9 protein-coding genes are annotated in these 15,510 nt (G+C 65.2%); 5 read left to right on the top strand and 4 right to left on the bottom strand.

Features of this window, described 5'->3' with window-relative positions; genetic code table 11:
* Nucleotide 1 precedes the first annotated feature (1 nt).
* Nucleotides 2-1,159, top strand: coding sequence for a carbohydrate ABC transporter permease (locus K0B96_RS00695; RefSeq protein ID WP_220162677.1), 1,158 nt, complete (start codon nt 2-4; stop codon nt 1,157-1,159).
* A gap of 36 nt (nt 1,160-1,195) precedes the next feature.
* Nucleotides 1,196-1,573, top strand: coding sequence for a hypothetical protein (locus tag K0B96_RS00700; RefSeq protein WP_220162679.1), 378 nt, complete (start codon nt 1,196-1,198; stop codon nt 1,571-1,573).
* A gap of 58 nt (nt 1,574-1,631) precedes the next feature.
* On the opposite strand, the gene asnS is transcribed toward K0B96_RS00700, so the two are convergent.
* Complete coding sequence (asnS, locus tag K0B96_RS00705) at nt 1,632-3,029, bottom strand: asparagine--tRNA ligase (protein WP_220162681.1); 1,398 nt, start codon at nt 3,027-3,029, stop codon at nt 1,632-1,634.
* Between the two features lie 239 nt (nt 3,030-3,268).
* Between asnS and K0B96_RS00710 the strand changes: the two genes are divergently transcribed.
* Nucleotides 3,269-3,592 (top strand): hypothetical protein, encoded by a 324-nt coding sequence (locus K0B96_RS00710; protein ID WP_220162683.1) that lies wholly within the window; start codon nt 3,269-3,271, stop codon nt 3,590-3,592.
* Between the two features lie 20 nt (nt 3,593-3,612).
* Here the strand turns inward: K0B96_RS00710 and K0B96_RS00715 are convergent, their stop codons facing one another.
* A complete protein-coding gene (locus tag K0B96_RS00715; RefSeq protein ID WP_220162685.1) occupies nt 3,613-4,611 on the bottom strand; it encodes a TerC family protein in 999 nt (332 codons plus the stop codon).
* Nucleotides 4,612-4,716: 105 nt separating this feature from the next.
* Between K0B96_RS00715 and K0B96_RS00720 the strand changes: the two genes are divergently transcribed.
* Both K0B96_RS00720 and K0B96_RS17510 read left to right on the top strand, forming a co-directional pair.
* The gene (locus tag K0B96_RS00720; RefSeq protein WP_220162687.1) at nt 4,717-6,072 is read left to right on the top strand and encodes a mechanosensitive ion channel family protein; all 1,356 of its coding nucleotides are present in this window, start codon (nt 4,717-4,719) and stop codon (nt 6,070-6,072) included.
* A 399-nt stretch (nt 6,073-6,471) separates the two neighbouring features.
* Nucleotides 6,472-13,131: an autotransporter-associated beta strand repeat-containing protein gene (locus tag K0B96_RS17510; RefSeq protein ID WP_220162689.1), complete on the top strand. Its 6,660-nt coding sequence runs from the start codon at nt 6,472-6,474 to the stop codon at nt 13,129-13,131.
* Between the two features lie 11 nt (nt 13,132-13,142).
* On the opposite strand, the gene K0B96_RS00730 is transcribed toward K0B96_RS17510, so the two are convergent.
* Entirely contained in the window at nt 13,143-13,352 is a 210-nt protein-coding gene (locus K0B96_RS00730) for a hypothetical protein (RefSeq protein WP_220162691.1), read from the bottom strand.
* A gap of 13 nt (nt 13,353-13,365) precedes the next feature.
* The gene (locus K0B96_RS00735) at nt 13,366-15,510 is read right to left on the bottom strand and encodes a protein-disulfide reductase DsbD family protein (protein ID WP_220162693.1); all 2,145 of its coding nucleotides are present in this window, start codon (nt 15,508-15,510) and stop codon (nt 13,366-13,368) included.

Raw genomic sequence — 15,510 nt, forward strand, 5'->3', positions numbered from 1 at the left:
CATGGCCGCCCCACGCTCCACCGCTGCGTTTCGTTATGCGCTCTTGCTGCTCGCCGGCGGGGTGTTTTTGACGCCGTTCGTCTGGCTCGTGGCGACCTCGCTCAAGCCGATCGAGCAGGCGATGACGTTGCCGCCGCAACTGCTGCCGCGCGCGTATTACGCGGTGATTGCCGGCGTGCGCATGGAGGTGACGAAAGACTATCCTCTGCCGACGGCGGGCGTGGTGGTCGAAATGACCAAGGGAGCGCAGGCGGGGCGGCAGCTTTTCTTGTCGGCCCCCGAAGCGGCGGCGCAGAGGGACCGCCTGAAGATTTTGCATCGGACGGAGGTCGGCTGGTGGCGGGTGACGGAGCGTTTTGATGTCGATTTGGGAGCCGCCGTGCCGCGCTGGGATATCGTGGCGCCCGCCGCGCTGGAGGAGCACGTGCATTTTCGGTGGAGCAATTATCCGCGGGCGCTGGCCGCGATGGGCGGGCAGACCGCGGATCAGCCGACGCCGGCGGAGGCGAAGAGCAATGTGCCGTTCAGCCGGTTTCTGGTGAATACACTGCTCGTGGCCGGCCTGGGCGCGCTGGGCACGGTGTTTTCCAATGCCATCGTCGCCTACGGCTTCGCGCGGCTCCAGTGGCGGGGGCGCGATGCGTTTTTCGCGATCACGCTCGCCACGATGATGGTGCCATTTCCGGTCCTGATGGTGCCGCTCTATGGCGTGTTTCGGGAGCTGCATTGGGTGGGGACGCTGCTGCCGTTGTGGGTGCCGGCGTGGTTTGGCAGCGCGTTTAATATTTTTCTCATGCGCCAATTCTTTCTGAACATCCCGGAGGAGTTGAGTGAAGCGGCGCGGATCGACGGCAGCAGCGAGTGGTCGATCTTCTGGCGCATCATCCTGCCTTTGAGCAAGCCGGTGCTGGCGACGGCGGCGCTGTTTCATTTTCTCTACGCGTGGAATGATTTTCTCGGGCCGCTCCTCTATCTGACGCGCCGGGAAACGTTCACGCTGTCGCTGGCGCTGCAGGCTTATCAATCGCAGAGCGGGGGCACGCAGTGGCCGTATCTGATGGCGGCGAGCGTGGTGACGACGCTGCCCATCATCGTGCTGTTTTTCTTCGCGCAACGTTTCTTCATCCAAGGGATCGCCACGACGGGTTCGAAGGGGTGAGGCGCACCAACGCCCGCCGGTGCGGTCCATGGCCGCATGAAAACTTCAGCGATTCGGCACCTCGGTGGCTGGGCGGCGGGGGGACTGGCGGCGGGTCTGCTTTGGGTGGGAGCGGGCTGTGCCTCGCAACCTGAACGGGGCTACCGGACGGAAGCGGTGGTGCGCGAGCCGGTGATCGGCGCACAAGTGGTCGAAGTGCGGCAGGCGCCCCCGCCTCCGCTTCGCGAGCGACGTCCGCAACGCCCGGGCCGGGAGTTTGTGTGGGTGCCGGGTTACTGGTTGTGGCGAGGCAATGCCTACGTGTGGGTCGCGGGCCAGTGGCAGCGGCCGCCGCATCGGCGCGCGCACTGGGTGGAGCCGCGGTGGGAACATCGCGGCAACAGCTACCTTTACATCGAAGGTCGCTGGAATTAACGCGACTCCGAGGGGCATGTTCCTCTCGGGGCTCTCCGGGAGCGGCGGGCGGCGGCCGTCAAAACTCCGCGGTGCCCGGGGTGCGCGCGAAGGGGATGACGTCGCGGATGTTGCCGACGCCGGTGACGAACATGAGCATGCGTTCGAACCCGAGGCCGAAGCCCGCGTGCGGCACCGTGCCGTAGCGGCGAAGGTCGAGATACCACGCGTAGGATTTTTCGTCGAGGTGATGCAGCGCCATGCCCGCGCGAAGTTTTTCCAAGCGCTCTTCGCGCTGACTGCCGCCGATGATTTCGCCGATGCCGGGCACGAGCAGATCCATCGCCGCGACGGTTTCGCGGCCGGGTGCGCAATCGTCGTTGGCGCGCATGTAGAACGCTTTGATCGCGCGCGGATAATTATAGACCGTGACCGGGCACTTGAAGTGTTCCTCGGTGAGAAAGCGCTCGTGTTCCGCCTGCAGGTTCGCGCCCCACGCCACGGGGTGTTCCCACGTGCGGCCGCTCTTTTCCAGCAACTCGACCGCTTCAGTGTAGCTGCAGCGGACGAAGGGTTTTTCTAGCACGAAGTCGAGGCGCGGGAGCAGCTCCTTGTCGACGAATTTGCCGAAGAACTCGAGGTCGGCGGCGCAGTGTTCGCGCACGTCGCGGATGAGATATTTCACGAATTCCTCGGCGAGGGTCATATCGCCGTCGAGATCGCAGAACGCCACCTCCGGTTCGATCATCCAGAATTCGGCGGCGTGGCGCGAGGTGTTGGAGTTCTCCGCACGAAACGTCGGGCCAAACGTGTAAACGTTGCTCAGCGCGCACGCAAAAATCTCCGCCTCCAGTTGGCCTGACACGGTGAGAAACGTCTTCTTGCCGAAGAAATCCTGCGTCGCATCGACGCGACCATCGGCGTCCTTCGGCGGTGCTTCGAGGTCGAGCGTGGTGACGCGAAACATGTCGCCCGCGCCCTCGGCATCGCTCGCCGTGATGATCGGCGTGTGCACGTAGACGAAACTGCGTTCCTGAAAAAACCGGTGGATCGCATACGCGAGCCGGCTGCGCACGCGGAACACCGCGCCGAAGAGATTCGAGCGCGGCCGCAAGTGTGCGATCTCGCGCAGAAACTCCAGCGAGTGGCCTTTCTTTTGCAGCGGATACGTCGCGTCGGCCTCGCCGACGACGGTGATCGACTCCGCTACCACTTCCCATTTTTGCCCCTGGCCCTGCGAGGGCACGAGCCGGCCGCGGACGCTAATCGCCGCGCCCGTGGCGAGTTTTTCGATGTGCGCGTAATCGGGCAAACTTGAGTCGGCGATGACCTGGATGCCTTTGAGGCAGGAGCCGTCGTTGAGCTCGATGAACGAGAAGGTTTTCGCGTCGCGCCGCGTGCGCACCCAGCCTTGGAGGAGAAGGGCATCGCAGGCGGCGGCGGCGGCGAGGGCGTCTTTGACGAGTGTGCGTTGCATGGTCGTTTCGCAGCAGCGAAGCGCGCGCGCCGGTGGCTGGCAAACCGAGAAGCACGGCCGCCGGGCGTTCGTCCCACTCGCGGGAATCATCCTTCCCGCAGTGCGGACACTTCCCGCCGCGGCGGCAACGAGGCGGGCGCCGAGAAATAATTTAACAAGCTAATGAAAAGAAAGTTAGGCGATGGCTGACCGAGCTGGCACGCGCGTTGCAAAGCATGCCGTCAATCAACTCAAATTCCATGAACAAGCTCGTCTCCTTCTCCGCCGTCTCAGCCCTCGCGGCCGCTCCGGCAGCAATTCTCGTCCCGATGTTTTCGGGTGAGCCCACTTGGCTGCTGGCCGGCGAATCGTTCGTCGCGATGTTTGCCGCCGCGGCGCTGATCTTCGGCTTTTGCGCCGACTACGCGACGGAGCGGCGTCCGCTCGAAGCGCCGCCGCGCGCGGCGGCACCGCTCCGCCGACGCAACGCTTACACGTTTCGCCGCGGGGCGGAGGTGGCGCAGCTCGCGGCACCCGCGTCGTCACCGCTCGGCCGCCGCGCCTTGGCTTCGATGGCCGGATAAGCCGGAAAGAGCGGCGGGGCTCAGTGCGGATTCGCGTCGCGCGAGACGTCGTCGGCCGCGTTACCTGGCAACGCTTTCGCCGGCGCCGGCACGATGACGGAGGCGAGCATCGAGAGTCCCAGCACGCCGCCGATCACCGCGAGCGAAACCGCGGTGGGGATGACGACCCAGTGCTCAATCAACATTTTGACGCCAATGAAGGTCAGGATCGCAGCGAGCCCGATTTTCAGGAAACGGAAGAGTTGCATCACACCGTGGATGGCAAAGTAGAGGGAACGCAGCCCGAGGATCGCGAAGATGTTTGAGGTGAGGGCGATGAAGCCGCTCTTCGTGATCGCGAGCACCGCCGGGATGGAGTCGAGCGCGAACATCACGTCGGACGTTTCGACCACGAGCAGGACGATGAACAGCGGCGTGGCCGCCAGCCGCCCTTCATGTCGCACGAAGAAGTTTTTCCCGTGGGCCTCGGGCGCGACCGGGAAGAACCGGCGGAAGAGGCGCACCACGCGATTGCGTTCGGGGTGCACCTCCGTCTCGCCGCTGCCGGGCAGCGCCAGCTTGATGCCGGTGTAAACGAGAAACGCGCCAAACCCATACAGCACCCAATGAAAACGTGCGATGACCCCGACGCCCACGAGAATGAAAATCGCCCGCATCACGACGGCGCCGATGATGCCCCAGAACAGCACGCGATGCTGGAAGCGCGGCTCCACGCGGAAGTAGGCGAAGATGAGGATGAACACGAAAACGTTGTCCATGCTCAGGCACAATTCGACCAGATAGGCGGAGAGAAACTGCTGGCCGGCTTCCGCGCCGCGCCACCACCACACCACCGCGCCGAACGCGATCGCGAGGGCGGCCCACACGCCGCACCAAGCGAGCGCTTCCTTCATTTTCACGACGTGCGGCTGGCGTTGGAAAACGCCGAGATCGATCGCCAGCAGTGCGATGATGAGCGCGAAAAACCCCACCCAGGCCCAGGCAGGCAATGCGGCGACAACTCCGAGGATCGGCGTCATGGAAACCGGGAGTGTGCTGGCGGCCGCGGGCGGCGGGCAAGCGTGGAGCGCCGGCGGCAAACCCTTTGACACGGATTTGCCGGGCCGTTGATTGGGCGGCTTTCCATGAAACGGCTACTGCTTCTGCTGCCTCTCCTGCTGGGCCTTGCGCTCGCGGCGCCTTTTGCCGCGGCTCAATCCGCCGATCCCGCGGCCGCCGCCGCACCGGCGACCAGCGCGCCGGCGACTCCGGCGCCCGCTCCGGGGAGCGCGGTTGCCGCCCACGATGCGACGACGGCGGCCGCGGCGGCAGTGGTGGTGCGTCCCGCCCGGCGGCCGCCCGATTTCCTCGAGCACCTCGTGGACGCGATCCTCGACTTGTTCAATGTCCGCAGCAGCGGCAACACGATCGCCCACTATGTCATCGCGGGGCTGTTGCTGATCGGTTCCTTCCTGTTGCGCCGCGTGGTGACGGATTTGATTTTCCATCATCTCAAGAAGGTCGCGGCGCGGACGAAGACGACGCTCGACGACAAGCTTTTCCCGGCGCTCGAGACGCCGACTGCCACGCTCATCAGTGTGGCCGGCATGGTGGCGGCGTTGAAGGTGTTGAAGCTGAGCGTGGCGACCGACAACACGATTGGCTATGCGTCGACGATTGCGTTTTCGCTCGTGATTTTGTGGGGCGTGCTCCGCGCGTTCAACGCGGTGCTGGACCACGCGCGCGAGATCGCGTTGCAGCGGCAACTGGGCATCGCGGCGTTTCTGCCGTGGATCAAGAAGACGCTGCTGGCGGTGTTCGGTGTGTTTGGTGCGCTGCTCATCATCCAGAGCCTGGGCTACGATGTGAAGACGTTGCTCGCCGGTCTTGGGCTCGGCGGTCTGGCGTTTGCGCTCGCGGCGCAAGACACGCTCGCGAACGTGTTCGGGTCCGTCGTGGTGGCGACCGATCAGCCGTTCAAGATCGGCGAATTCGTGAAGATTGGTAACAATCTGGGCCTCGTCGAAGACATCGGGCTGCGGTCCACGCGGCTGCGGGCCGCCGACAAATCGCTGGTCGTGATTCCGAACAAGAGCGTGGCGAGCGAAGCGATCACGAACCTGTCGCGGTTTACGCAGCGGCGTTTTGAGCAGGTGATCGGACTGACCTACGATACGCGGCCGGAACAGATGGAGGCGATCATCGCGGAAGTGCGTCGGCTGATTTTGGCGGAGGCCGAGATCGATCCGGCGTCGGTCATGGTTTTCTTTCGCGATTTCAATGCCTCGTCGCTGGACCTGTGGATCGTTTACATGACGAAGTCGCCGGACTTCGCGAAAGCGATGGCGTTAAAACAGCGGCTGAATCTGGCATTCATGCGCGCGGTTTACGCGGAAGGGTTGTCGTTCGCGTTTCCGACGCAGACCGTCGTGCTCGACGGTCCGGTGGCGCGGCAGCTCGCGGAGCCGCGCGGGGCGCTGCCGCCTCCGACCGCAGGTTAGGACGTGTCGGTTGGCGGGGAGGGAGCGGTCGGGCGTCGGATGGTCCAGCATTAGTATTTTTCTTCACGACCGGTGCGTTTCCCGGTGCCGATCGGGTTCTCGCCGGTTTTTTCGCTTCGCTCGGGAAGGGCGGATTCGCCAGCGGAGGCGGAGAAGCGCGCAAAATGTTGGGGGAAGATTTGACGAGGTGAGGCCGAACGGAGGCGGGGAGGTGGCGGGGGAACGGGGTGTTCAGGGTTCCGGCAACGCTTCCTAATTAATGAGGTGTATCCCCTACGCCTCGTTGACCGGCCGAGGTCACGGTTGATAATGCGCGGCGGAGTTTCTTCTGTGCACCCCTCGCTGAGAACGATCCGCCGGTTTTCTGAATTAAGGGGCGGTGCCTTGGCTGCGTTCGGGTTGATTACGCTGTTTTCGGTTCAGCTTCGGGCACAGACGGCGGTCTATTGGGACACGAACGGCGCGACGGCAGGCTCCAGCGGCGGCACCACGGCGGCGGGCACTTGGGATCAAAACACCACCTCGAACTGGACGACGGACCAGACGGGAACTTCTGCGACGGCGACGTGGCAAACGCTGAGTGCGGGCAATGGGCAGGCGACTTTTTCGGCGGGCGCGAATGCGACCGATCCTTACGTCGTGACGGTGAGCGGTGGCGTCACGGGCGTCGCCGGGCTCACGTTTGAGGAAGGCACGGTCACCATCAGCGGCAGCACGCTGACGCTGGGCGCGACGTCAGAATTCAATACCGGCGCGAACAACGCCACCATCACCTCGATTATCGGCGGCTCCGGGTTGGGCGTGGCCAAGACTGGCACGGGCACCCTGACGCTGGGTGGAGCGAATACGTTTTCCGGCGGGTTGACGATCAAGGCAGGGACGGTCGTCGGCGCAACCAACGCCGGTGCTTTCGGTGCAGGGGCGATCACGCTGGGTGATTCCGCGGGCAGCGCCGATGCGTCGCTCAGCGGCGGTTTGGCGGGGCCGTTCACGAATGCCATTAACGTCGTCAGCGGAAGCACGGGCACGCTCAGCATCACCAACACCATCAGCACCACTTTCAGCGGCGCGATCACGCTCGCCAACAACCTCACGCTCGCGCCCATCACCACCCGGTCGCTGACGTTGAGCGGAGGCGTTACCGGGACGGGCAATCTCATCGTGAACAGTTCCGGCTCCTCCGCCGCCGTCACCTTCTCCACCAACACCGTCAACAACGCCGGCACGATTACCAATCAGGGCACCAACACCGGCACGACGACCATCAGTGGCGGCGTCGGCTCAAACGTCACGACGATCACGGAGAACAGCACGACGTCAGCCCTCACGATCAGCGCAAACGCACTAAATGTGAACAGTGGCGGCACGACGTTGATCAACAGCGCCGGCACGAAGAAGCTCACGGTGTCGGCGGGCGTGACCGGCACGGGCGATTTGATTCTGCACAACGACAGTGCCACGGCGAGCGGCGTCACCCTTACCACAAATGCGGTGAATAACGTGGGCCGAATCGTGAATGCCGGCACCGGCAGCGGCACCGCGACCGTTACCGGCGGAGTGGGCTCGAATGTCACCGGCGTCACCGAGAACAGCACCACCTCCGCACTCACCATCAGCACCGGCGCGGTGACTGTGAACAGCGGCGGCACGACGTTGACCAATCAGAACGCCAGCGGCAGCGCCTTGTTGACCGTGTCGGGCGGCACGACGGGCACGGGCGATCTCGTGGTGAAGAACAACAGCGCGATCAACAACGGCATCACCCTCTCGGGCACGAGCGTGAATCACACCGGCACGATTACGAATTCGGGCACAGGTTCAGCGGCGGCACTCATCAGTGCGGTGATCGGCACGAACGTCACGGGCGTGGTCCAGGATAGCGCGACTTCGCAGCTCACGCTCAGCGGCGCCAATACGTTTTCGGGCGGCGTCACCATCAAGTCGGGCACGGCCAGCGGGACCGTCGCGGCGGCGTTCGGGACGGGGGCCATCACGCTCGGCAATACCAGCGGCAGCGCGGATGCGACATTGAACGGTGGCGTCGCTGGCACCGTAACCAATCCGATCAACGTCGCCGCGGGCAGTAGCGGCACGCTCAGCATCAGCAATACCGCCAGTGTCACTTTCAGCGGCGCGATCACGCTCAATAATCACCTCACCTTCGCGTCCGGGGCGAATCGTTCGCTCACGCTGAGCGGCGGCATCACCGGCACGGGCAACCTCATCGTCAACGGCGGCGGCACGTCTTCCAGCAACACGTTTTCGGTCAACCCGGTGAACAACGTGGGCACGATCACCAATCAAGGGACCAACACGGGCACGACGACGATCAGCGGCGGCGTCGGTTCCAACGTCACGGCGATCACTGAGAACAGCTCCACCTCCGCCGTCACGATCAGCACGAACGCGCTCAATGTGAACAGCGGCGGCACGACCTTGACGAACGCCGCCGGCACCAAACTTTTCACTGTCTCGGGCGGCACGGCGGGGACGGGTGATCTCTTCTTGCGGAACAACAGCGCAACAAGCAACGGCGTCACGTTGTCCACGACCTCCGTCAACCATTCGGGCGGCATCACCAACTCCGGCAGCGGCAGCGGCAACACGCTCATCAGCGCGGTGATCGGTACCAACGTCACGGGCGTCGTGCAAAACAGCGCGACTTCGCAGCTCAACCTCAGCGGTGCCAATACGTTCACCGGCGATCTCACGATCAAGTCTGGCACGGTCAGCGGTCTCACCAGTGCCTCGGCGTTGGGCGCCGGCAAGGTGACGATCGGCGACAGCGCAGGCAGCGCCGACGCGATGCTGAACGGCGGTCTCGCGGGCACGTTTGCCAATCCGATCACTGTCGCCGCGGGGAGCACCGGCACGCTCTCCATCGCGAACACCGCCAATTCAACGTTCAGCGGGCCGATCACGCTCAATAACCATCTCACGCTCGCTTCGGGTGCGAATCGCGCCCTGACGCTGAGCGGCGGCATCACCGGCGCGGGCAACATCATCGTCAACGGCGGCGGCACGAGTTCCAGCAACACATTTTCGGTCAACCCGGTGAACAACGTGGGCACGATCACCAATCAAGGGACCAACACGGGCACGACCACGATCAGTGGCGGCGTCGGTTCCAACGTCACCGCGATCACCGAGAACAGCACCACCTCCGCTCTCACGATCAGCACGAACGCGCTCAATGTGAACAGCGGCGGCACGACCTTGACGAACGCCGCCGGCACCAAACTTTTCACTGTCGCGGGCGGCACGGCGGGCACCGGTGATCTCGTGTTGCACAACGACAGCGCAACGAGCAACGGGCTCACGCTGTCCGGCACCGCCGTCAATCACAGTGGCGGCATAACCAATTCTGGCACCGGCAGTGGCAACACCCTCATCAGTGCCGCGATCGGCGCCAACGTGTCCGGCCTCGTGCAAAATAGTGCCACGTCCGCGCTCACCTTGAGCGGGTCGAGCAGTTCGTTTACCGGCACGATCAGCGTCAATCTCGGCACCTTGCGCGCCACGACGAGTGCGAACGCGCTCGGGGCGGGCGATCTCACACTGGCTGGCGGCACGCTGGAACTCGCGAACAACAGCGCCCTGAACTTCGGTCGCGACACCACGCTCACCGCCAACTCGGTGATCACCTCGGATCGCACCAGCGCCGGCGCTGGCGTCACCCACACGCTGGGAAATTTGTCACTAGGCGCGCAGACGTTGACGATCTCAGTCGGCAGCAATGTCGCCAGCGGCACCGCGCGAATCGCGTTTGCTGACGTCGCGCTTTCCGCCAGCGGCGCGACCTTCGCGCCTGATGCGGGCGCCGCCCTGACGTTAAACGATGTCGCCGGCAGCGACACCAGTTTCACCGCTGGCGGCGCGGGTGACGTTGCCATTACCGGTGGCATCGCCACGGGCGCTGGCACGGTGACGAAAAACGACGCCGGCACGCTCACCTTCAGCGGCAGCAGTGCGAACACCTACACCGGCACGACCACGGTCAACGCCGGCACCCTCGCGCTGGCGAAGAGCGGCGCGGCCACCGCCATCGCCGGCAATCTTGTGATCGGCGACGGCACCGGCACCGACACCGTGCGACTCGACGCGGCGAACCAACTCGCGAGCACCTCGGGCGTGACATTCACCGCCGGCGGCACGCCCACGCTCAACCTCAACGGCTTCGCCCAAACGCTCGGTTCCATCGCCAGCACTAATTCCAGCGCGGTGATCGCTTTCGGTTCTCCCGGCGGCGCCACCGATTTCACGGTCGGCGACGCCACGAGCACGACCTACGCGGGCACCTTCACCAGCGGCAACGCCAACGGCCGCCTCGTCAAGGAAGGCGCGGGCGCGCTCACCCTGAGCGGCGCGAGCCCGGGCTTCACCGGCGCGGTGCTCGTCGACCAAGGCACGCTCAAAGTGCAAAACGTCAACGCGCTCGGCAGTGGCACCGCGGGCACTACCGTCGCTTCGGGCGCCACACTGCAATTGGACAGCGTGCTGGCTCCGTTCAACGGCACGCTCACGCTCTCCGGCACCGGGGTCAGCGGTGTCGGCGCGCTTTATGGCACTGGCGGCAACAACCGCTGGGAAAGCAACATCACCCTCGCCGGCGACGCCACGATCGGCACCAACGCCACCGGCTACCTCGCCCTCGGCCTGACGACCACGCGCTACAACCGCGCGCTCTCCGACCCCAGCGGCACACCCACCGACCCGACGACGCTGAGTCTCGGCGCCAACACCCTCACGCTCACCGGCACCACCTCCGCCGCCAACCACATCGCCACCTATATCAACGCGCAAGTCACCGGCACCGGCAACCTCGTCATCGCGATGACCAACGCGACCGACACCGTGCGCATGACCAACAACTACAACCCCACCTTCACCGGCACCACGCAGATCAACAACGGCATCCTCAGCCTCGCCACCCTCTACAACACCTACCCCGCCGACCCCGCGCACCCGAACTTCTTCGCGATCAACGGCCCCGTCGTCATCGGCGACGGCACCGGCGCCGCCAACTCCGCGCAACTCACCATCCAGGCCAACACCTCGATCCTTTACGACGAGATGATGAACTACACCACGCCGATCACGCTCAAAAGCGACGGCCAGTTCAGCCTCCTCGCCGCGCAGACGATCGGCGCCCTCACCTTTAACGGCGGCAATATCGACCTCGGCACCACCGGCAGCCTCTTTCTCAACGACGACGTCACCGTCAACGCCTCCGCCGGCCACACCGCCACCATCACCGGCTCCGGCACCAGCGCCTTGAGCCTCACCATCCACCAAGGCCCCGTCCCGGTCCCCAACGCCACCCGCACCTTCAACCTCGTCGGCGGCGCCGGCAACACCAGCGACCTCACCATCGGCGCCCTCATCTACAACGGCTCCATCGTGAAGACCGGCGCGGGCACGATGACCATCACCTCCGATAATCACGCCGGCTACGAAGGCACCACCACCATCAACAACGGCACCCTCGCCATCACCAACAACAGCGCCCTGGGCCAGTCCGACGGCACCGACACCTCCGCCACCCTCGTCAACGGCAACGGCACCACCAACGGCACCCTGCAGCTCTCCAACAACATCACCGTCACCAACGAAAAACTCACGCTGAACAACACCGGCTACGGCAATAACGGCGCTCTGCGCAACCTCTCCGGCAACAACACCTGGAACGGCGAAGTCGTCGTCAACGACGCCCGCACCCAGTCCGACGCCGGTCTGCTCACCCTCAACAACACCGTCACGATCAACACCGCGTTGGAAGTCACCGGTTCGGGCAACACCACGATCAGCGGCCCGGTCGGCGGCGCCACCGGCACCCTCACCAAGAACGGCACCGGCACCCTCATCGTCTCCGGCACCAACACTTACGGCGGCGCCACCACGATCAACACCGGCGTCCTCAGCCTGCAAAGCAACGCCGGCCTCGGCGCCGCCACCGGCGGCACCACCGTTTCCGGCAGCGGCGGCGCGCTCGAACTCAGCAACGCCGCACACGGCAACCTCACCACCAGCGCCGAACCCCTCGCCTTGAACGGCACCGGCATCAGCGGCAACGGCGCCCTGCGCAATGCCGCCGGCAACAACACCTTTGCCGGCCAAGTCACCCTGCAATCGGCCGCCCTCCTCACCGCCAACACCGGCACCACGCTCACCCTGAGCGGCGGCGTGACCAGCGCCAACCAGGCCGCCACCTTCGGCACCACCGCCAACAACGGCAACATCACCATTTCCGGCGTCACCAACCTCGGCACTGGCAGCCTTACCAAAGACGGCTCGGGCACCCTCGCGATCAACGGCACCGGCACCAACACCACCGGTGCCGCGCACCTCAACGCCGGCACGATCTCGGTGGGCAGCGCGGCCACGCTCAAGACCGGCGCCTTCGACTCGGCCGTCAGCACGACGCTGATCATCGCCAGCGGCGGCACCGTCGTGTCAAATTACGCGAGTGGCAGCACGACGTTTTCGGGCGCGATCGACGGCACCGGCGGCGGCATCTTCCAGAAAGACGGCGCCGGCACGCTCGTCTTCGACCAAAGCTTCAACGCCGGCGTCGGCTCGCAACTGATCCTCAACGGCGGCACCCTGTCACTCGCCAGTGCCGCTCAAATCACCTTCGGCAAGATCCACATCACCGCCGACACCGTCCTCGATTTTAACGGCACCGACGGCACCGTCCTCTCTTCCACCGACCTGGTGATCGACGCCGGCGTCCACATCACGGTCAACAACTGGAAAAGCACCGCGAACCAAGTCACGCAAAGCACCGTCTGGTATGCGACCAACACGGTAAACACAGCGTCGCTTGGACCGAGCGACCACCTCGGCAACACGCCGCTCAACCAGATCACGTTCACCAATTACAACGGGATGACGACCACGTGGGTATCCGGCAACCACGACGGCTGGTTCAACGAAGAAATCCGCCCCACGCCCGAACCCGCGACGTATGGCTTGTGCCTGATGTCCGCCGCCGCCGGCCTCCTGCTCTGGCAACGGCAACGCCGCCGTCAGCCCGACGTGGCGCGCCACGTCGCCTGACGGAGAGGTTTCTAACGCCGATTCTTCCGCCGCCGGCGCGCTTGGATCACAAGCGGCGGCACGCCGAGCAGGACGATGACCAAGAGGGCGCCGATGGTGCGGCCCGGGCCCGACGGGGCCACCACGGCGAGTCCGCCCATCACCGCCGCCAGGATCACCGCGTAGATTTTGAACGCACGGATTTCTTTAGGTGTGAAACCGGAAGGCGAGGTCGGAGGCATGTGGATCAAGGCGTCAGTTTTGCCGCACGGCGTCGAGGACGGTCGAGGGCGTGAGGAGTTCGGGGAGGATCACGGGCTCGGTGCGGCCGGGGAGCCAGACGACGTTGAAGGGCACGGCGCTGCGGTGGTATTTCGCGAGCTCGGCGGTGATGCGCGGGTCTTGGTTCGTCCAGTCGCCGCGCAGCGTAGCGATGTTTTTCGCGGCGAAGGTCTGCAGCACCTCGTCGTTGTGAAACACGATGCGCTTGTTCGTCTGGCACGTCGCACACCAACGCGCGGTGAAGTCGACGTAGATGATGCGGTTTTCGGCGCGCAGTTTTGCGACGGCCTCCGGACTCCACGGTTGCCAGGTGAGGCCGTTTTGCACGACCGTGCCGGCGGGTCCGGCGGCGACGGGGGCGGGCCAGCCGAGCCAGAGGCCGAGCGCGGCGCACACGATCAGGGCGCCGCTGCCGAAGCGCGCGCGGCCGGTGCTCGTGCCCGGCGCGTGCCAGCGGCCGTAGAACCATACGCCCAAGGCGACGAGCACGAGGCCGAAGAGCACGTTTTGCAGGCCATCGTCGGAGGTTTGGCCGGCGAGCACCCACACGAGATATCCGACCGTGGCATAGAGCGGAAACGCCATGAACTGCTTGAACGTTTCCATCCACGCGCCGGGCCGCGGGAGGATTTTTATCGCCGACGGGAAAATCGACAGCAGCAGATACGGCGTGGAGAGGCCGAGAGCGATGGCGGTGAAAATGGCGAAGGAGGCGGCGGTCGAAAGCGCCAGCGCCGCACCCAGCGCGGGAGCGAGAAACGGAGCGCTGCAGGGCGTCGCCACAATCGTGGCGAGCACGCCGGTGAAAAACGAGCCCGTGAGCCCCGACTTCGTCTGCAGGCCCGAGCCAACGGCGGTGGCACGAAGGCCGAATTCGAAGACGCCGCTCATGTTGAGCGCGAACACGAGCAGCAGCACCGCGAGACCGAAGACGAAGGCGGGCGATTGCAGTTGGAAGCCCCAGCCGAGTTTGGCGCCGCCCGCGCGCAGGACCGCGAGCACGCCGGCGAGCGTCCAGAAGGACAGCAGCACGCCCGCGGTGAAGACGAGTCCGTGGGTGATGACGCGGGAGCGGGCATGGCCGGCTTGGTTGACGAAACCGAGGATCTTGAGGCCGAGCACGGGAAACACGCAGGGCATGAGGTTAAGAATCAGGCCGCCGAGAAATGCGAGGAGGAGGGTGCCGCCGAGGCTTCCGGTGGAGGACGGGGACGCGAACGTGGAGGTGCCGGCCTCGGAACCGTGATCGGCGGGAGCGGCGGTGTTGCGAGCGGCGCCGTCGTGAGCGAGTGGCGTGTCGACGCGGAGGCCGCGCAGCGAGCCGTCGGCGAGCCAACCGGTTTCACTGGTGAGCACACCGTGGAGCTCGGTGGCATTGGCGGGACCGTCGGGCGAAACGGGCAGCGTGAGCGTGAAAATGTGAGCACCGGACGAGACGACGTTTTGCGGTTGTTCGTAAGCGATGAGGTTGTCGTCGGCGAAGAAGTGCAGGCCGCGCGGCGTGTGATCTGCGGCGGCGTCCCCTGTGACGTGCAACGTGATCGTGTCGCCGGTGCGTTGGGCGTCGAAGTGCCAGGCCGGGAGCGGGCGCGGAAGGTCGGCCACGACGCCGCGAATTTTTTCGCCCCACGTGGCATCAGGCGCGGGCGCGGCGGCGGTGACGGGCAGCGTGAGGGAGATGTCGCCGCTGCCGGGGATGCACACATCCGAGCACATGAGCCAGTCGACGGTCGCCTTGAGTTGCACGGTGGTGCCGGGGGCGAGGTCGGCGGGCGCGGTGATCTCGACGGGCAGCAGCGTGTCGCCATCGTAGCCGTTGCCCGTGACCGTGCCGGTGTGGTCTTTGATGACGATCGGCGCGGGCCACTGGATCGCGCTGGCGTGAAAACCCTCGGGGAGTTTCCAATCGATCGTGGTGGCGAGGCCGGTGCCGGGGTTGAGCCAATAGGTGTGCCAGTGCGGCTCGTGCACGAGGCGAAGGGCGACGGTGAACGTATGTCCGGGCTGGATGCCCGTGTCAGCGGCGACGAGTGAAGCCTGCACGTGCGATTCGGCGCGCGTGGCGAGGGCGGTGGTCAGGCCGCAGAGTAAAATCACGAGTGAACGGAGCAACCTCAT

Source organism: Horticoccus luteus (genome assembly GCF_019464535.1).
Lineage (GTDB): Bacteria > Verrucomicrobiota > Verrucomicrobiia > Opitutales > Opitutaceae > Horticoccus > Horticoccus luteus.